The organism is Metamycoplasma equirhinis, assembly GCF_006385185.1.
Taxonomy (GTDB): Bacteria; Bacillota_I; Bacilli_A; order Mycoplasmatales; family Metamycoplasmataceae; genus Metamycoplasma; species Metamycoplasma equirhinis.
On record NZ_VFIX01000005.1, the window covers coordinates 66,069 to 84,014 of the forward strand.

Consider the following 17,946-nt stretch of genomic DNA (forward strand, 5'->3'; position numbering starts at 1 on the left):
ATTACGATTTATTGTCTAAATTTGTGAAAATTTATCCCATTTTTTTATGTTTTTTATTTATAAAAAAATAAAAGATAAAAGACGGAGTAAAATAAAGATATAGTACTTTTATTTTGTACTTTATTATTTGAAAGGAAATTTATGAAAAAGAAAATTCTAGTTAATACATCATTAATTTTGGCTGCAATTATTCCTACATCAATAATTGCAATATCATGTAAAGATGAATTGTCGCAGGCACAAATTGAAAAAGAAACAATAGTTGACGCAAACGTTAAAAATTCATGAATTAAAGATTTTACAAAAGACGATTTCAAAATAATTGCTCCTAAAGGATATGAAATCAAAAGCGCCGAAGTAACAGCAAAGGATGAGGTAAATAATCACGCAACAATCAAAATAACAATTGTCAACCTAAAAACCAAAAAGGAATACGTTGTTTGAAAAACAGTGACCGGCTTTGTAAATATACGGGATATAGAAGCCGAAAAAATGGAAATTAAAGAAAAAGTAAAACTTTCGGTAAAAAATATAGATACTCTAGATATCAATGAACTAACATTAGATAAAATTATTGTTGAAAATAAAATTAGCGGATGGACCTATGTTGTTGAATCATTTAAAATTTGAAGTTCACAAGTAGCTAATGTGATAATTAAAGCTAGCAAAAATGATGTTAAATATGAATTTAAATTTGAAAAAGAAATAATTGGTTTTAAAAAAGATACGGAAATTAAAGAAAAGATAAAAGAAATTACCATTAAGGATATTCCAAAAGAAAGATATGCTAACCATTGAGTAAATGAGATCAAAAAAGAAAATATTATTTTAACATTTGAAAATGATAAACTAGATCCTAAAAACTATGAAATTTCTACTATTGTAAATGTTAAACAAGGAATAATTTTTATTAATTTAACTAATAAAACAACTCACGAAAAATTAACTCCTGGAACAAAAATCACTGGATTCAAAAAATTCGAATGAAGCAAAAATGATGCTAAAATCACTATTGAAGGTCTTGACGAATCACAATACAAAGATAAAACAGGCTTTGAAGTTGCGGCTTCAAAAGATAAATTTTCAGTTAGTTCTATATCTGGTGATTTCGAATATGAAATTTCAAGCTTAAATGTTCAAAAGAGAGGTAAACAAATTACAGTTTATCTTAAAATAACAACAAAAGATGGTAAATTTACAACAGAAGAATCAACTCAATTAACAGGTTTTAAAGAAGAAATGCTTCCAGAAGACAAAGATGATATCATTATCAAAGTTAAAGGCAAAGCAAAAGAAGAATTTGGAACAATTTCATTTAAAGATATTGATAAAAATCACACAAATAAAGATATTATTGTGACAAGTAAATCTGGTAAATATAAATATAGACTAAGTAAAATTGGTTGAAGCAATAATAGCAAAAAATTAACCTTAACAATTTTTCAACAATATCCTGACGGCGATCAAATTGCCACATTTAACATAGATATTGAAGGCTTTGCTGATTAAAAGTCAACACATTGTAACGTGAAGTGCAACACTTGAAAAAAGTGTTTGCATTTTATATAATTCGGTTATTCAATTATATTTGAATTTTGTATCTTGAAACTATGCTATTTGTGTTTTTAAATTTACAAAAACATAATTAAAAAAACATAAATAATTAATCAAAAATTTCATATTGTTTTCACTATTAGTTTATATAAAAGTAAATTGCAAAATTCAAATATTATAATGTAATCATAAATATAAATATAACAACTCTAATACGTAATTAAATTCGCTATATTCACCATCTATATTTACTTCAATTTCGTGAAATATTAAATCTTCGTGAAAATAAAATTTGCTATTAGTTTAGTAATAAAATATGTTTATTTTAATTTGTCTATATATTCAAATTAACTAAAGCAGATTCTAAAATAGCGCTTATTTAAGATCATATTTATTTTATGCGCAACATTTTTCATGTTTAATGTTGAATTTTCATTGCGATTTAAAACATGTTGAAAAATTTATTTATTTTAGTTCAATTTTTAACTTTCTTAACTGACTTTATAAGATAAATTTTTATTTAAAAGCAATAATTTTTTCACAAAAAATACGATTTTATACGTAAAAAAAATTATTTGTTATAATTAACAATGCAACTACAAACCAAGAAGCACAAGGTTACGATATGCCGAGCTTAGTTGTTCATCTCGAAAATCGATAACTTGTGTGGAGTTACTTCGTAAATGAAGAAGGAGAACAAATTATGAAATTAGAAATCAAAATTAAAGCTTTTGATGCTCAATTAGTTGATGATGCTGCTAAAAAAGTGGTTTTATTAGCTAAGGCAGAAAAAGCCGAAGTTAGTGGGCCTATTCCTTTACCAACACATAAAGAAATTATCACTATCTTAAGATCTGTTCACGTTAATAAAAAATCTCGTGAACAATTTGAAAGCAGAACTCACAAACGTTTAATCGTTTTAAGCAATGTTAGCGAATCATTAATTGATAAAGCTAAAAGATTAGAATTGCCAGCGGGAGTTCAAATAAGTTTAAAATCTGTTAACAAATAACAGAATTTGTTTTTTATTTTTATAAGAACAACAAATATTTATGAAAGGATAAAAATGAAAGGAATCTTAGGAAGAAAAGTTGGAATGACTCAATTATTTACGGCCGATGGTAAATTAATACCAATCACAATAATTGAAGTTAAACCAAATGTTGTTACTAATGTTCTTAGCTTAGAAAAAAATGGATACGTTGCAACTCAACTATCTATTGAAGATAAGAAAAAATCACAAATTAAAAAACCTGAAATCAATCATTTCAAAAAAGCAAACACAACACCTAAGCGCTTCGTAAAGGAAATCCGTGACATGTCTGGATTTAGCTTAGGTGATACAATCGATGCCTCATTCTTTAGTGCTGGTGATATTGTTGATGTTACAGCTATTTCGAAAGGAAAAGGATTTGCTGGTGCTATCAAGAGATGAAACCAACATATTGGGCCTAAATCTCATGGTGGTGGTGGTGGTTCACAACCTATTAGACAAACTGGTTCGATTGGCGATATCTCTGGCAATAGAGTTTGAAAAGGTATGACAATGCCAGGTCACCTTGGAACAGAACAAGTTACAATTCAAAATCTAGAAGTTGTTAAAGAAGATATTGAAAACAATCTATTGTTAATCAAGGGAAGTGTTCCCGGTGCTAAAGGCGCTTTTGTAGTTATTAAAGAAACCAAAAAATCAATTAAATCTAAAGAAGCAATTAAACTTGTTAACTTAAAAGAAGCTTTGGCTAAAAACGAAATTTTTGAACAAGCAAAAAAATACAATTTGGAATTAAGTATGGAAATGTCGCTAAAAGACATGAAAGCAGCGTTGGACGAAGCTATTGCTAACGCTGAAAAAGCATCACAAACAGAGGGAGAAAACAAATAATGGCTGAACAATCAACATTAATTGAAAAATACTACATTTCTGAAAAAACGGATGCTAACAAAAATGTTTCATTTAATTTCAAAAAAGCAAATCAAAAAGTTTCAGCAAATTTTGAAAACTTTATTGATGCTGTAAAAGAATTTATTAAAGTTTCAGAAAAGGCAAAAGTTGATACACGTGTTTGATTTCATCGTGATGGTGCTTATCGTGGATCAGTTAATATCGAAAAAGCTAAAGTTATTGTATCTAAGATTGAAAGCGCAAAAGTTGAAAACTCTAAAGCAATTGAGTTTATTGAAAATGAAAATTTAGTCGATAAGGCCCCTGTTAAAAAAACCCCTATCTCAGTTAAAAAGACAGAAGAAAAACACACAAAATTTTCTTCGGACAATTTACCAAAATTAGTTTTTGGTTTAGAAAAAATTTACAGTCAATCTATTTTTGATGCAATTTTATCAGAACGTGGCTCAAAACGTTTAGCTACTCATAAAACTAAAACTCGTGGCGAAGTTAGTGGTTCTGGTAAAAAACCATGAGACCAAAAACATACTGGTAATGCGCGCGCTGGTTCATTAAGATCGCCAATATTTGTTGGTGGTGGAAAAGTATTTGGACCAACAGTTGAAAGAAATTACAATTTAAAAATAAACAAAAAAGCTAGAAAAAATGCTTTATTCTCAGTACTATCATTGCTTGCTAAGGATAACGCAGTTTTAGTGAAAGAATACAATCTAGAAAAGATCTCTACAAGAGGATTGCTAATTGAATTATCAAAAGATAATATTGCATCATTAAATAACATATTGATCGTTTCAAATAACGAAACAGTTTTCCTATCAGCAAGAAACTTACCAAATGTTTCGGTAACAAAAGTTACAAGTTTATCAATCGAATCATTGCTTGCAGCTGATGTTTTAGTATTATCTGCAGCAGATGTTAAATACTTAGAAGGGATGGCAAAATAATGAATATTAATGAAGTCATTAAATACCCTGTTTTAACAGAAAAATCTGAAATAGCAAGATCTAACGATAATGTTTATACATTTGTTGTTGATAAACGCACAAACAAAATTGAAGTTAAAAAAGCTGTTGAATTTATTTTTGATGTAAAAGTTTTAAAAGTAAATATCCAAAATTACGACAAAAAACCTGCTAAATTAGGAAGATTCTCAGGATTTAAAAATGCCGTTAAAAAAGCAATTGTATATCTAGATAAGAATTCAAAAATCGTTTTATTTGCAGAAGAAGCAAAAGAAGCCGCTAAAGAAGCTAAAGAAAAACAAAAAACCGAAAAAGTTGAAAAAGAAGTATCTGAAGCTGAATTAAAGGCTGCTGAAAAAATTAAAAAAGCTGCTGCTGAAAAAGAAGCAAAAGAAACTAACAAGGCAGAAGCATCTAAAGAAGAATAATTAATTTTGCATTAACTATAAAATTAATTTTTACATTTAATTAATTATGATTATTCTTAAAAGAAAACAATATTTTTAAGAAAAGGAGAAACAATTATGGCTATTAAAAAATTTAAAGCCTATACAAACGGTCGCCGTAATATGTCTTCTCTTGATTATCAAGCAAATTTAACAGGAAATAAACCTGAAAAGTCATTGCTTGTAGCACTTCCAACACATTCAGGAAGAAATAATCAAGGAAAAATTACCACTCGTCATCACGGTGGCAGATTAAAAAGATTCTATCGTATTATCGACTTTAAAAGAAATAAAGATGAAATCCCTGCAACAGTTAAAACTATTGAATACGATCCAAATAGATCAGCAAATATTTCATTAGTTGTGTATAGAGATGGTGAAAAAAGATATATTATCACACCAAAAGGAATCAAAATCGGACAAGTTATCTTATCAGGTGATTTAGTTGATATTCAAATTGGAAATCACATGGCATTAAAAGATATGCCTGAAGGTACATTTGTTCACAACATAGAATTACAACCAAAACAAGGTGGAATTATCGCTCGTTCAGCTGGTAGTTCAGCACAAATTTTGGGTAAAGATGAATCGGGCAGATATGTAATTTTAAGATTAAAATCTGGCGAAGTTAGAAAAGTTTTAGGAATTTGCCGTGCAACAATCGGTGAAGTAGGAAACGAAGAACACTCATTAGTAAATATTGGTAAAGCTGGTAGAAATAGATTAAGAGGAATTAGACCAACAGTTAGAGGTTCGGCTATGAACCCTAATGATCACCCACATGGTGGTGGTGAAGGTCACCAACCTATTGGTAGAAAAAGTCCTATGACTCCATGAGGCAAAAAAGCACTTGGCGTTAAAACAAGAGCAACTAAAAAAGCATCAAATCAATTTATTATTAGAAGAAGAAAGGAAAGTAAATAATGGCTCGTTCATTGAAAAAAGCTCCATTTGTTGATGATCATCTAATGAAAAAAGTTGTTGCAATCAATGAAAACAAGGCTCCAAAACGCCCTATCAAAACATGATCAAGACGTTCAACTATCTATCCTGACTTTATTGGGTTAACATTTCAAGTTCATAACGGACATACATTTATTGATGTATTTGTTACAAATGACATGGTAGGTCATAAACTAGGTGAATTTGCACCCACAAGAACATTTAACGGCCATGGTGCTGATAAAGGTAAAAAATAATGACTGACATACTATTTGATAAAACAGCACACGCATCAGTAAAAATGCAAAGAATTAGCCCAAGAAAAGCTAGATTAGTAGCAGACTTAATTCGCAATAAAAGTGTAACTTCTGCATTAGTTATATTAAAAACAACAAACAAAAAAGCTTGTGAAATTATTCTTAAACTTTTAAATTCTGCAATTGCAAATGCAACAAATAACGCAGGACTTGATGCAACTAAACTATTTGTTTCAAAAATTCTTGTTAACGATGGACCTACATTAAAAAGATTTCAACCACATTCAAAAGGTAGAGCATATGCTATTTTAAAAAGAACTAGTCATTTTTACATCGAAGTATCTGAACTTCCAATATCTGAAGGAGATAAATAATGGGACAAAAAGTTAATCCAAATGGCTTCCGTTATGGAGTTACAAAACCATTAAACACAATTTGATATTCTGATAAAGCTAATTTTGCTACTCTATTATTAGAAGATCAAAAAATTTATACTTTTTTTGACAAAAGAGTTCGTGAATATTTAATCGGAAAAGTTCAAATTAATCGTGATCAACAAGGTCATGTGATTGTTTTAGTTCATACCGCAAAGCCTGCCGCCTTTTTAGGAACCAATGGTGAAAACGTTAAATTACTAACTTTACAACTTAAAAAATTCATCAAAAATAAAAAAGCTAACATAACTATTAATGTTATTGAATTAAAAAATCCAGATTTAAACGCAAGACTTTTAGCTGAAGGTATTGCAATTAAATTAGAAAACCGTGGTAGCTTTAGATTGGCACAAAAATTTGCAATTAAAAGTGCTATGAAAGCTGGTGCAAAAGGAATTAAAACCTCAGTATCAGGTCGTTTAAATGGTGTTGATATGGCTAGAACTGAAGGTTATACTGAAGGTGAAATGAAACTTCATACGTTAAGACAAGATGTTGATTATGCAGTTACAATTGCTAAAACAACATATGGAATCTTAGGTGTTAAAGTTTGATTATCATTAGGAGAAATTCTTGGTGATGTTGAAAAGCAAAAACAACAAGAAATGTTAGAAGTTTTAAAAGAAAGAAAACCTAGACCAAGAAAGGACGGCGAAAAACATGCTTCAACCAAAAAGAACTAAACATAGAAAAATGTTTCGTATCCGTCACGACAAGGTTAAAGCGCACAGAAATAACACCGTTTCATTTGGTGAATTTGGACTAAAATCTACAAATTCAGCATGAATTAGCGCAAGACAAATTGAAGCTGCCCGTATTGCTATAACCCGTCATATGGGTCGTGAAGGAAAAGTTATTATTAAAATTTTCCCACACATGTCAAAAACTTCAAAACCAATTGGTGTTCGTATGGGTTCAGGTAAAGGTAGCCCAGATCAATGATTTGCAGTTGTTAAAGAAGGCACAGTTATGTTTGAAGTATTCGGAAACGATCAAACCGTAATGAAAGAAGCTTTAAGATTGGGCGGACATAAATTACCAGTAACATGAAAAGTAGTCGCAAAAGAAGCAGTTGCTCAAGTTAAGGAGGAAATGTAATATGACATATTCAGAATTAAAAGAAAAATCTACTCAAGAATTGGAAAAATTATTGGCAGATTTAAAAGCTGAATTATTTTCTTTACGTTTCAAAAATGCAACTCGCCAATTAGACCAAGTACACAAAATTTCTTTAGTTAAAAAAGACATTGCAAGAATATTAACTGCATTAAACGCCAAAAAAATGGAAGGAGATAAATAATGGAAGTTCAAATTAGAGAAAACCACCGTAAAATTTTGGTTGGTACTGTTGTTTCAATAAAAAATAACAAGACAATTACTGTCGTTGTTGAGACATATGAAAAACACCCATTATACTCAAAACGTTTCAAAAAATCAAAGAAATTTGCAGTTCACGATGAAAACAATATTGCTAAAATTGGCGATGTTGTAAAAATTCAAGAAACAAGACCATTATCAAAAACTAAACACTTTAGATTAGTTGAAATTAGACAACACGCAATTGAAGGGAACGAAAATGCTTAGAGAATTTTCTAGATGTAACGTTGCTGATAATTCGGGCGCAAAAGAAGTCATGATTATCAAAAACTTAGGTGGTTCAATCGTTAAATCAACTAACATCGGCGATGTAGTTGTTGTAACAGTTAAAAAAGCTATTCCTAATGGCGTTGTAAAAGAAGGACAAGTTGTTAAAGCACTAATCGTTAGAACAAAAAGAGGTTTAACACGTGAAAATGGTTCATACATTAGATTTGATGATAATGCTGTTGTATTAATTAAAGAAGATGGTTCACTAAGAGGAACACGGGTATTTGGCCCTGTTGCTCGTGAATTACGTGACAAGGGCTATTTAAAGGTTATTTCATTAGCGCCGGAGGTTTTATAATATGGCTCAAGCTAAAATTAGAAAAAACGATATGGTTTTAATAATTGCTGGTAAGGATAAAGGAAAATTCGCTGCTGTCTTAGCAACTGATGCCAAAAACCAAACTGTAACATTAAAACAAGTTAATATGAAAACCAAACACCACAAACCTTCACAAGAAAACACTGAAGGAAAAATTGAAAAAAAAGAATATCCTATTCACATTTCAAATGTTGCTTACTTGGCAAAAAAAGGCGCTGAAGGTCAACATTCAGTTGGAACAAAAATAGGATGAAAAATTGATAGCAAAACCGGCAAAAAACAAAGAGTTATGAAGAAAGTTAACAAAACAATTTAATTTAGGAGACTAATATGGCAAAATCTGAAAAATTAGCATTAGAAAAAAAATATTTGGAAGTTATTCGTCCAGAATTAGTTAAAGAATTTAATTACAGTAGTGTAATGCAAGTTCCTAGACTAGAGAAAATTGTTATCAACATGACTGCCGGAAACGAAGTTTCAAACTCAAAAGCTATCGAAGAAGTTATGAGCGAATTGGCTCAAATTACAGGCCAAAAGCCATATCAAACTACCGCCAAAAAATCATTAGCTTCATGAAAATTACGTGAAGGAATGCCAATGGGCGGAAAAGTTACATTAAGACGCGAAAAAATGTGATCATTTTTAACTAAATTGATTAACATTGCTTTACCACGTGTACGTGATTTCAATGGAACATCACTAAAGTCATTTGATGGTCGCGGAAATTATGCGATCGGTATTAAAGAAGAGATTATTTTCCCAGAAATTTCATTTGATAAAATCCGTAAATTAAAAGGTATGGATGTAATTATTGTAACCAACGCAAAATCAAATAAAGAAGCCTATTCTTTATTGAAACATTTAGGAATACCTTTCGCTAAAGGTAATAATTAAGGAGAATATTTATGGCAAGAAAATCTTTAATGATTAAAGCTGAACGCGAACCAAAATTTAGCGTTAGAAAATATACACGTTGTCAGATTTGTGGAAGAGTTCACGCGGTTTTACGTAAATATAAAATTTGTAGAATTTGTTTTAGAGAATTAGCACACGAAGGAAAAATTCCTGGTGTAAAGAAAGCGAGCTGATAATTATGGCAATTATTATTGACCCAATTGCAGATATGTTTGTAAGAATGAGAAATGCTATTTCGCGTAAATATCACGAAGTTGTATTACCTTATTCAATAAAAAAGGAAAAAATACTTGAAATTATTAAAAATGAAGGTTACATTGTGGATTTCGAAGTTATTAAAAATGAAAAAACATCATTTAACGAAATCAAAATAACTTTGAAATATAAAGGGATGAATCAAAATCAATCTGCTATTTCAGGATTGAAAAAAGTTTCAAAACCTGGTTTGAAAGTATATTCACCAAGTGATAAATTACCACGGGTATTAAGCGGATATGGTACAGCTATTATTTCAACTTCAAAAGGTCTATTAACTGATAAAGAAGCAAGAAAAGCCAACTTAGGTGGCGAAGTAATTGCCTTTATATGATAATTAAGGATAAATAATGTCTAGAATCGGAAAAAGAATTTTAGAAATTCCTACTGGTGTTGAAATTAAATTGGAAAATAACCATATTACTGTTAAAGGTAAATTAGGTGAATTAGAATATACCTTTTCACCATTAATTCAAGTAAAAATCGAAAACAATCAACTTCAAACTCTAAGACTAAACGAAGAAAAAACTACAAAACAATTACACGGAACTACAAATGCTAACATAAAAAATATGATTATTGGTGTTTCTGAAGGTTACAAAAAAGAAATCGAAATTAAAGGTGTTGGATATAAAGCAACACAAAAGGGAAAAGAAATCGAAATTATCGCTGGATATTCACACCCAGTTATGGTAGAAATACCAGAAAACTTAAAAATTGAAGTTGTGAAACCAACAAATATTGTTATTTCAGGAATCAGTAAACAAGCTGTTGGTGAATTTGCTGCTAATATAAGAGACATAAGACGCCCAAGCCCATATTCTGGAAAAGGTATTATGTACAAAGGTGAAGTTATCAGACGCAAGGAAGGAAAAACTGCTGCTAAATAGTAGTTATATAGGAGTTTAATATGTTATCTAGAAATCAAAAAAGAAAAGCAAAACATTTAAAAATAACTAATAAATTAGCAAAAGGTACTTCCGAAGTCCCACGTGTTGTAGTATTCAAATCATTACATAACTTTTATGCGCAAGCAATTAATGATTTAAATCACACTACATTAGCTTCAGCTTCATCAAAAGAATTAGCAGAAAAAAGAAATAATATTAATAGTGTTAAATTAGTAGCAAAAATATTTGCTAAAAACTTAAAAACAGCTAAAATCGAATCAATCGTATTTGATCGTTCAGGTTATATATACCACGGTAAATTAGCAGCATTTTGTGATACATTAAGAGAAGAAGGGATTAAATTCTAATGGCAGACGAAATTATTAAACCAGTTGATGAAAAAGCAGAAGCAACAAAAGTTGTTACCGCATCAAAGAAATCTGAAAAACCATCTTCAACAGTAAAAAAATCTGAGCATAACGACAAAAAACCAAGACAATTCTCAGATCGTAAATTTCAAGCACAACAACCAAAACTTTACGAAGAAAAGGTTATTGATATTGCTCGTGTTACAACAGTTGTTAAGGGTGGTCGTAGATTCTCGTTCTCAGCTTATGTTGTTGTTGGCGATAAAAAATCTAAAGTTGGATTCGGTCACGGAAAAGCAAATGAAGTTCAAGATGCTATTAAAAAAGCTGTTAAAAATGCACAAAAAAATATTTTTTCAGTTCCAGTGGTTAACGGAACAATTCCTCATGAAGTTTATGAAAAATTCTTAGCTTCAAAAATACAATTACGTCCCGCTCCTAAAGGTGCTGGAATTATTGCTTCAAACACCGTTCGTGCTGTTGTTGAATTGGCAGGTTATACTGATATTTCAACTAAAACTTATGGTTCGAGAACAAAACAAAACATTGTCCAAGCTACTATTAATGCATTAAAGAAAATTAGAACAGTTGAAGATATCGCTAAATTACGTGATATTGATGTTAAATATTTATTATCTAAGTAATTTAAGGAGTAAAAATGCAATTGAATAATTTAAAATCTACCCCAGGTGCACGTCAAGAAAAACATCGTGTTGGTCGTGGACATGCTGCCGGTAAAGGTAAACAAGCTGGTAGAGGACAAAGTGGTCAAACCAAGAGAAGTACAGTTAGATTGGGATTTGAAGGTGGACAACTTCCATTATTTAGAAGAATTCCAAAACGTGGTTTTACAAACGTTAACCATGTTGAATATCAAGTTGTGAATCTAAAGAATTTAGAAAAATCATATAAAGATAATGAAGTTGTTTCATATGAATCTTTATTTGAAAAAGGCTTGATTAAAAGACCTTTACCTGTTAAAATTTTAGGTAATGGCAAATTAACAAAAAAATTGAATGTGGAAGTATTTTCACTTTCAAAATCTGCTCGTAAAGCTATTGAATCAGTCGGGGGCAAAATCGAGGTTAAATAATGGCAAAAAAAATTAAGTTAGAAAAAGAAGTGAATGAAGATAAAATCGAACGCAAATTGGCGATCGATAAGTTTTTAACTGAAAAACATAGCATATGAACTGAATGATGAAAAAATCATGATTTATTCAAAAAAATTCTTTTCACGCTCTTTATTATTACTATTTTTCTAGCAATTGGAACCATTACTATTCCCGGCATAAATTTAACTAATACCGATAAACTCGGTCAAGGAGATTTTTTCGGTATTTTGAATTTAGTTGGTGGCGGAGGGCTAAGGCGATTTTCAATTGTTGCGCTCGGAATTGGGCCGTTTATATCATCTAGTTTAGTACTAATGATTTTACAAACAAAAGCGTTTCCAGCAATTCATAGATTAAGTCAATCTGGTCCTCAAGGCCGTATAAAAATTAACTTTATAACTTATGGAATTACATTTGCTTTTGCAATAATTCAAGCATTATTGATTACAAAAGCATTAGTAAATCCAACTACAGGGTTTGGGATAACATTTGATCCCAAACTAACGAAATTATTAGGTCCAAAAGGAACCGTTGCTTATCAATATTTTATTTTGCCAATGATATTGGTGGCAGGTTCATTTCTATCTTTATTTTTAAGTGAACAAATTACAAATAAAGGAGTTGGGAATGGAACTAGTATTATGATTTTTGTAGGAATAGCGAGTGCTTTAATTCCTACATTTAGACAGGCATTTGAATATTACATGCCTTCTATTAAACAAAGCAATTTGGTTTTAAAAGAAATCATTAATTATTCAGTTTACATTTTGTCTTATTTATTGACTATATTTATAATTGTCATCTTCACAATTGCCGAAAGACATATTCCAATTCAACAAGTTGGAGCTGGACTTTCGAAAGATGAAAAAGAATTAAGTTTCTTGCCAATTAAAGCTAATCCTGCGGGAATAATGAGTGTTATTTTTGCAATGATGGTGCTTAGCGTTCCAACAATGATTGCTAACTTGTTCGATCCTAACACTAGCAAATTCCATCAATGAGTGTACGCTAATTTTCAACTAACACAACCACTTGGATTCTTTCTATTTATTTTAATTACGTTTGGATTGACAATTCTAATGGGAATTCAACAATCTAGAATTGATAAAATTAGTGAGGACTTTGCAAAGAATAGTTCATTTATTCCTGGTGTTAGACCTGGTGAACAAACTGAGACATATTTATTAAATATAGTATTAAGATTATCGTTTTTTTCAACGGGGTATTTGATATTTCTTGGAGCTTTACAGTTTGTGCAACAAATGTTTGGTATGCCACCGGGAATTGCTTTTGGTGGAACAAGCGTAATGATATTAGTTTCAACAGCTTATGAAACTGTGCAACAAATTAAGGCAAGATACAAATCACAAGAATTAGCAAGAAAACGTAGAAAAATTCGCGAACTAAAAGAAATGTATGGAGAGGAAGAAGAAGATTTAATATGATAGACAATTGCAAAAAACCTAATTTAATATTTTTAGGCGCGCCTGGAGCTGGCAAGGGTTCAGTTGCTGGTATGTTAGTAAAAAAATATAATTACCTTCAATTATCAACCGGCGATATGTTCCGTGCTGAAATAAAAAATCAAACTCCATTAGGGTTAAAAATTAAAAATATACTTGATTCAGGCAAATACGTTGATGATGCATTAACTAATGAACTAGTAGAAAAAAAATTAAGTCAATTAGTTGCGGAAAATAAGCCATTTATTTTAGATGGATATCCAAGAACAATTGATCAATTGAATTTTTTAAAATCATTAGAAAATAAAAATATTAAAATCGGTAATGTTATTTTGTTAGAAATAACAAAGCAACAAATTATTGATCGTTTATCAAAGCGTCGTGTTTGCCCAAATTGCAAAACAATTTATCATCTTGAATTATTCCCTCCATTACATGGCGACGTTTGTTCAAAATGTGAGTCAAAAATTATTAAACGCCCAGACGATGAACCTGAGGTAATTGAAAAGCGTTTAGCGGTTTACAAAGAACAAACTGAATGTTTAATTGCAAATTATGAAAATCAAGGCTTGTTAATTAGAATTAATAGTTATCAAAATATTGATAAAGTTATATTGGATATTGAGGAGGCACTCAATTGATAATTATTAAAAACCAATTTGAAATTCAAAAAATAAAAAAAGCCTGTTCGATCTTGGCAGAAGTTAAAACCATTTTATGGGACTTCATAAGACCAGGCGTTTCTTTAAAAGAAATTGATAGCGTCGCTTTTAAAGAAATAGTAAAACGAGGTGGAAAACCAGCATTTCTAGGTCAATATGGCTTTCCTGGAACTTGTTGCATTTCCGTCAACGAGGAATTAATTCACGGAATTCCTAGCGATTACATTGTTAAAGATGGCGATATTGTTAAAATTGACACCGGTGTAATTTGAGAAGGGTATTACTCTGATTCAGCATTTACCAAAGGTGTTGGCAATATTAGCGCAAAGGATAAGGAATTAATTCAAGTTGCAAAAGACGCTTTCTATGCTGGCTTTAATGCAATAAAAGTTGGCAAGAGAATCGGTGATATTTCCAATGCTATTGGTAATTTAATTCGCAAACGTGGATATTTTACCCCTGACGAATATACAGGCCATGGAATTGGAAGAAATTTACACGAAGATCCATATGTATATAATGACGGATTAGCTAATACAGGTGCTATTATTCGTAATGGTATGGTGATTTGCATTGAACCGATGATATTACAAAAATCAAAGAATGTATTAGTTAAAGATGATGATTGAACGGTTTATGATCCATTTAAATTAAATACTGCTCATTACGAACAAACAGTATTAATTGACAATGATCAAGCATACATTCTATCAGGAGACAACATTTAATGGCAAAAGACGCAATAAAAATGTCAGGCAAAATTACCAAAAAACACTCAACAAAAGATTATGATGTTTTGTTAGATAATGGGTTAACTATTAAAGGTTTTATTTCGGGAAAAATGTCATTGCATAATATTAAAATGATTCCCGGAGATGAAGTTGATGTTGAACTAAGCCCTTATGATATGACAAAAGGTAGAATTGTTTTTAGACGCAAATAACAAGGAGAAATCATGAAAGTTAGAGCTTCAATCAAGCGTATTTGCAAAGATTGTAAAATAATTAAAAGAAACGGAATTAATAGAGTTATTTGTATTAATCCAAAACATAAACAAAGACAAGGATAAAATATGGCTAGAGTTTTAAATATTGAAATTCCAAATAATAAAAAAGCTCGTATTTCGCTAACATATATTTTTGGTATTGGTAGACCCCTTGCTGCAAAAATTTTGTTAGATGCAAATGTCGATGGCGAAAAAAGAGTTAAAGATTTGACAGAAGAAGAATTAACTCGTATTAGAGATGAAGCCAAAAAATATACCACCGAAGGTGATTTAAGACGTGATATTAACTTAAACATCAAAAGATTAATGGAAATTAAATCATATCGTGGTTTAAGACACAGAAAAGGACTACCTGTTCGTGGCCAATCAACCAAAAAAAACGCCCGTACAAGAAAAGGTCCAAGAAAAACAATAGCAGGAAAGAAAGGTAAATAATAATGGCTAAGAAAAATAAAAAAGTTATTACCCAAGGTATAGCGCATATTCATTCAACTTACCAAAACACTATTGTTTCATTTTCAGATTTGAAGGGAAATGTTTTTGCTTGAAGTTCTTCAGGCGCAATTGGATATAAGGGAACCAAGAAAAAGACCCCATATGCTGCTGGACTAGCAGCTGCTGCAGCAGTTGAAAAAGCTAAAGAATTTGGTTTAAAAGAGGTAACGATTTTAGTTAAAGGAATCGGACCCGGAAAATCAACAGCAAGAAAACAAGTTGAAACTAGTGGTTTTACTGTTAAAGATGTTAAAGATGTAACCCCAACCCCACATAATGGAACTCGTCCTCCTAAGAAAATTCTTAAAAGAGCATAAGTAAATCGTAAGGAGAATTAATATGGAAAAAATTCAAAAAATTACATATAAAGAATTAGTAGCTGAAAAGGAAAGTGATTTTAAAACAACATTTGTTATTGAACCATTAATGCGCGGTTATGGTAATACAATGGGAACAGTAATTAGAAGAACATTGCTATCATCAATCACTTCTGTTGCTCCATTTGCAATAAAAATTAATAACGTGGAACACGAATTTCAAACTATTCCCGGTATTAAAGAAGATGCAATAACTCTAGTTGCAAATATAAGAAAAATTCGCTTTACTTACAACCCTGAAATATTTACTAAAGACAACTTAGCAAAAGTTTCTTTAAAATTCACAAACTCTAATAATGAAAGTGAAGTTACCGCTTCAAATATTGAAAGCATTCCTGGCTTAGACATTGTTAATTTAGATCAACACATTGCAACATTATCAGATGGTGCAACATTAGAATTTGATTTATTTTTACGTACCGGTCGCGGATTTATTGATTTCGAAGAAAATAAATCAGTTATCACTGAATATGGGTCAAAATTAGTAAGCAAAATTGAAAATGGACAAATTTTAGCCATTGATAGTGATTTTAGCCCTGTTAAAAAATGCGGAATTTCATATGAAGATTTAAACAGCTCATCAAAAACAATTGAAGAACGTTTAAAAATAAATATTGAAACCGATGGAACTGTTTTAGCAAAGGAAGCAATGGAACAAGCTGCAAAAATTATTGTTGCACATTTCCAAATTATCGGTAATATTGATGCCCTTGAAACAATTAATTTATTTGATGAAAATAAAGAAAAGAAAGAAAAAACACCAAGAGCTCAAATTTCAATTGAAAAATTAAATTTAACAATTCGCTCATTGAACGCTTTGAAACGTGCCGGATTTAACACAATTGATGAACTTGAAAAATTAAGCGATGAAGAACTTTCAAATATCAAAAATTTAGGAAAAAAATCTGTTCAAGATATTGTTGACAAACGTAGAAATTGAATGGAGAAACGTGCCGAGAATGCAAATAGTAGTGAATTAGAAGTAAATAGCGAAGAGAAAAAAGAATCAGATACTAACACTGAAGAGGGAGAAGAATAAAATGGCAAATCCAAAACAAGTATTCCGTAGAAATACAGAATGATGAAACCATGTGGAAAGATCTTTAGTTACCGATTTATTGATTCACGGCCAAGTTAAAACAACATTAGAAAGAGCTAAGAGAATCAAATCTAATGCTGAAAAAATGATTACTTTAGCAAAGAAAAATACTTTAGCATCACGTAGACAAGCTGCAAGTTTTTTAAGAATAATTCCTTCACAAGATGCTTCAAAAGATTCATTACAATATTTATTTGATGTTTTAGGACAAAAATATCAATCACGCAATGGTGGATATACAAGAATAATTAAAATTTCAAATCGCTTAGGCGATAATGCTAAGATGGCTATTATTCAATTAGTTTAATCATTAATTTAAATCAAAATTTATTTAAGGAGAAAATATTATGGCAATAGTACCAAAAAGAAAAACATCTAAGCAAAGAAAACACCTAAGAAGAAGCCACCATGCTTTAGATGCAACTACAGTTGTGGAATGCTCTCACTGTAAACAATTAATTATTCCTCATCAAGCATGTGAATATTGTGGATTTTACAAGGGAAGTAAAGTTTTAAAAAACGCATTTAATGATAAAATTAAATAATAAATGAGGCGAGCAAGTGTGCCCGTCTTTTTTAACAAAAAACCTGATTATTTTTGTACATGCAAAACAAAAAAATGTATAATTCTAATACACGTCTTTATATATTAAAAAACGTGTATGATAGTTCTTTGAAAACTGGATACGAATACCATAACGTCAATTTAAAAAAAACAATAATAAAATAACTAACCAAAATCAAATATTAAGAGTTTGATCCTGGCTCAGGATGAACGCTGGCTGTGTGCCTAATACATGCATGTCGAGCGAGGCTAGCAATAGCCTAGCGGCGA

General features: G+C 30.5%; 31 protein-coding genes and 1 rRNA gene. All 32 read left to right on the plus strand.

All coding sequences use genetic code 4. From position 1 onward, the window contains the following. The first annotated feature begins 141 nt into the window (after nucleotides 1-141). A complete protein-coding gene (locus FJM08_RS08030; protein ID WP_140031583.1) occupies nucleotides 142-1,509 on the plus strand; it encodes a hypothetical protein in 1,368 nt (455 codons plus the stop codon). Between the two features lie 748 nt (nucleotides 1,510-2,257). Further along, nucleotides 2,258-2,566, plus strand: coding sequence for a 30S ribosomal protein S10 (gene rpsJ / locus FJM08_RS02235; RefSeq protein ID WP_241864029.1), 309 nt, complete (start codon nucleotides 2,258-2,260; stop codon nucleotides 2,564-2,566). Nucleotides 2,567-2,620: 54 nt separating this feature from the next. Further along, a complete protein-coding gene (gene rplC, locus FJM08_RS08035) occupies nucleotides 2,621-3,439 on the plus strand; it encodes a 50S ribosomal protein L3 (protein WP_140031584.1) in 819 nt (272 codons plus the stop codon). Next, entirely contained in the window at nucleotides 3,439-4,404 is a 966-nt protein-coding gene (gene rplD, locus FJM08_RS08040; protein ID WP_140031585.1) for a 50S ribosomal protein L4, read from the plus strand. The genes rplC and rplD overlap by 1 nt, the downstream gene beginning before the upstream one ends. Next, entirely contained in the window at nucleotides 4,404-4,850 is a 447-nt protein-coding gene (gene rplW, locus FJM08_RS02250; RefSeq protein WP_140031586.1) for a 50S ribosomal protein L23, read from the plus strand. Before rplD ends, rplW begins: the two co-directional genes overlap by 1 nt. Nucleotides 4,851-4,946: 96 nt before the next feature. Next, on the plus strand, nucleotides 4,947-5,792 hold the full coding sequence (rplB, locus tag FJM08_RS02255) for a 50S ribosomal protein L2 (protein WP_140031587.1): 846 nt from the start codon (nucleotides 4,947-4,949) through the stop codon (nucleotides 5,790-5,792). Continuing rightward, nucleotides 5,792-6,067, plus strand: coding sequence for a 30S ribosomal protein S19 (gene rpsS, locus FJM08_RS02260; protein WP_140031588.1), 276 nt, complete (start codon nucleotides 5,792-5,794; stop codon nucleotides 6,065-6,067). The genes rplB and rpsS overlap by 1 nt, the downstream gene beginning before the upstream one ends. Next, a complete protein-coding gene (gene rplV, locus FJM08_RS02265; protein ID WP_140031589.1) occupies nucleotides 6,067-6,441 on the plus strand; it encodes a 50S ribosomal protein L22 in 375 nt (124 codons plus the stop codon). Before rpsS ends, rplV begins: the two co-directional genes overlap by 1 nt. After that, nucleotides 6,441-7,184, plus strand: a complete 744-nt coding sequence (rpsC, locus tag FJM08_RS02270) for a 30S ribosomal protein S3 (RefSeq protein ID WP_140031590.1) — start codon at nucleotides 6,441-6,443, stop codon at nucleotides 7,182-7,184. The genes rplV and rpsC overlap by 1 nt, the downstream gene beginning before the upstream one ends. Continuing rightward, complete coding sequence (gene rplP, locus FJM08_RS02275; protein WP_140031591.1) at nucleotides 7,162-7,599, plus strand: 50S ribosomal protein L16; 438 nt, start codon at nucleotides 7,162-7,164, stop codon at nucleotides 7,597-7,599. The genes rpsC and rplP overlap by 23 nt, the downstream gene beginning before the upstream one ends. A 1-nt stretch (nucleotide 7,600) precedes the next feature. After that, on the plus strand, nucleotides 7,601-7,801 hold the full coding sequence (rpmC, locus tag FJM08_RS02280; RefSeq protein ID WP_140031592.1) for a 50S ribosomal protein L29: 201 nt from the start codon (nucleotides 7,601-7,603) through the stop codon (nucleotides 7,799-7,801). Further along, nucleotides 7,801-8,085, plus strand: coding sequence for a 30S ribosomal protein S17 (gene rpsQ / locus FJM08_RS02285; RefSeq protein ID WP_140031593.1), 285 nt, complete (start codon nucleotides 7,801-7,803; stop codon nucleotides 8,083-8,085). The genes rpmC and rpsQ overlap by 1 nt, the downstream gene beginning before the upstream one ends. After that, nucleotides 8,078-8,446 (plus strand): 50S ribosomal protein L14, encoded by a 369-nt coding sequence (rplN, locus tag FJM08_RS02290; RefSeq protein WP_140031594.1) that lies wholly within the window; start codon nucleotides 8,078-8,080, stop codon nucleotides 8,444-8,446. Before rpsQ ends, rplN begins: the two co-directional genes overlap by 8 nt. A gap of 1 nt (nucleotide 8,447) precedes the next feature. Beyond that, nucleotides 8,448-8,783, plus strand: coding sequence for a 50S ribosomal protein L24 (gene rplX, locus FJM08_RS02295; RefSeq protein ID WP_140031595.1), 336 nt, complete (start codon nucleotides 8,448-8,450; stop codon nucleotides 8,781-8,783). Nucleotides 8,784-8,797: 14 nt separating this feature from the next. Continuing rightward, a complete protein-coding gene (rplE, locus tag FJM08_RS02300; protein ID WP_140031596.1) occupies nucleotides 8,798-9,361 on the plus strand; it encodes a 50S ribosomal protein L5 in 564 nt (187 codons plus the stop codon). Between the two features lie 11 nt (nucleotides 9,362-9,372). Then, a complete protein-coding gene (locus FJM08_RS02305; RefSeq protein WP_140031597.1) occupies nucleotides 9,373-9,558 on the plus strand; it encodes a type Z 30S ribosomal protein S14 in 186 nt (61 codons plus the stop codon). 2 nt (nucleotides 9,559-9,560) lie between these two features. Then, nucleotides 9,561-9,974, plus strand: a complete 414-nt coding sequence (gene rpsH / locus FJM08_RS02310; RefSeq protein ID WP_140031598.1) for a 30S ribosomal protein S8 — start codon at nucleotides 9,561-9,563, stop codon at nucleotides 9,972-9,974. 13 nt (nucleotides 9,975-9,987) lie between these two features. Then, nucleotides 9,988-10,527: a 50S ribosomal protein L6 gene (rplF, locus tag FJM08_RS02315; protein WP_140031599.1), complete on the plus strand. Its 540-nt coding sequence runs from the start codon at nucleotides 9,988-9,990 to the stop codon at nucleotides 10,525-10,527. A gap of 20 nt (nucleotides 10,528-10,547) precedes the next feature. Further along, complete coding sequence (rplR, locus tag FJM08_RS02320) at nucleotides 10,548-10,895, plus strand: 50S ribosomal protein L18 (RefSeq protein WP_140031600.1); 348 nt, start codon at nucleotides 10,548-10,550, stop codon at nucleotides 10,893-10,895. Continuing rightward, nucleotides 10,895-11,539 carry a 30S ribosomal protein S5 gene (gene rpsE / locus FJM08_RS02325; protein ID WP_140031601.1) on the plus strand — a complete coding sequence of 215 codons (645 nt, stop codon included), beginning with the start codon at nucleotides 10,895-10,897 and terminating at the stop codon, nucleotides 11,537-11,539. Before rplR ends, rpsE begins: the two co-directional genes overlap by 1 nt. A 14-nt stretch (nucleotides 11,540-11,553) precedes the next feature. After that, complete coding sequence (rplO, locus tag FJM08_RS02330) at nucleotides 11,554-11,988, plus strand: 50S ribosomal protein L15 (RefSeq protein ID WP_140031602.1); 435 nt, start codon at nucleotides 11,554-11,556, stop codon at nucleotides 11,986-11,988. After that, complete coding sequence (gene secY / locus FJM08_RS02335) at nucleotides 11,988-13,457, plus strand: preprotein translocase subunit SecY (RefSeq protein ID WP_140031603.1); 1,470 nt, start codon at nucleotides 11,988-11,990, stop codon at nucleotides 13,455-13,457. Before rplO ends, secY begins: the two co-directional genes overlap by 1 nt. Next, nucleotides 13,451-14,116, plus strand: coding sequence for an adenylate kinase (locus FJM08_RS02340; RefSeq protein WP_140031604.1), 666 nt, complete (start codon nucleotides 13,451-13,453; stop codon nucleotides 14,114-14,116). The genes secY and FJM08_RS02340 overlap by 7 nt, the downstream gene beginning before the upstream one ends. Then, nucleotides 14,110-14,862, plus strand: a complete 753-nt coding sequence (gene map, locus FJM08_RS02345) for a type I methionyl aminopeptidase (protein ID WP_140031605.1) — start codon at nucleotides 14,110-14,112, stop codon at nucleotides 14,860-14,862. The genes FJM08_RS02340 and map overlap by 7 nt, the downstream gene beginning before the upstream one ends. Then, complete coding sequence (infA, locus tag FJM08_RS02350) at nucleotides 14,862-15,077, plus strand: translation initiation factor IF-1 (RefSeq protein WP_140031606.1); 216 nt, start codon at nucleotides 14,862-14,864, stop codon at nucleotides 15,075-15,077. Before map ends, infA begins: the two co-directional genes overlap by 1 nt. 12 nt (nucleotides 15,078-15,089) lie before the next feature. Beyond that, nucleotides 15,090-15,203 carry a 50S ribosomal protein L36 gene (rpmJ, locus tag FJM08_RS02355; protein ID WP_140031607.1) on the plus strand — a complete coding sequence of 38 codons (114 nt, stop codon included), beginning with the start codon at nucleotides 15,090-15,092 and terminating at the stop codon, nucleotides 15,201-15,203. A gap of 3 nt (nucleotides 15,204-15,206) precedes the next feature. After that, entirely contained in the window at nucleotides 15,207-15,575 is a 369-nt protein-coding gene (rpsM, locus tag FJM08_RS02360) for a 30S ribosomal protein S13 (protein WP_140031608.1), read from the plus strand. A 2-nt stretch (nucleotides 15,576-15,577) separates the two neighbouring features. Continuing rightward, nucleotides 15,578-15,952, plus strand: a complete 375-nt coding sequence (gene rpsK / locus FJM08_RS02365) for a 30S ribosomal protein S11 (protein WP_140031609.1) — start codon at nucleotides 15,578-15,580, stop codon at nucleotides 15,950-15,952. Between the two features lie 22 nt (nucleotides 15,953-15,974). Further along, a complete protein-coding gene (locus FJM08_RS02370; protein WP_140031610.1) occupies nucleotides 15,975-17,051 on the plus strand; it encodes a DNA-directed RNA polymerase subunit alpha in 1,077 nt (358 codons plus the stop codon). A 1-nt stretch (nucleotide 17,052) separates the two neighbouring features. Next, the gene (rplQ, locus tag FJM08_RS02375) at nucleotides 17,053-17,418 is read left to right on the plus strand and encodes a 50S ribosomal protein L17 (protein ID WP_140031611.1); all 366 of its coding nucleotides are present in this window, start codon (nucleotides 17,053-17,055) and stop codon (nucleotides 17,416-17,418) included. Between the two features lie 40 nt (nucleotides 17,419-17,458). Beyond that, complete coding sequence (gene rpmF / locus FJM08_RS02380; RefSeq protein ID WP_140031612.1) at nucleotides 17,459-17,656, plus strand: 50S ribosomal protein L32; 198 nt, start codon at nucleotides 17,459-17,461, stop codon at nucleotides 17,654-17,656. Between the two features lie 198 nt (nucleotides 17,657-17,854). Next, nucleotides 17,855-17,946: ribosomal RNA gene (locus tag FJM08_RS02385) — 16S ribosomal RNA — on the plus strand; the annotation flags it as partial.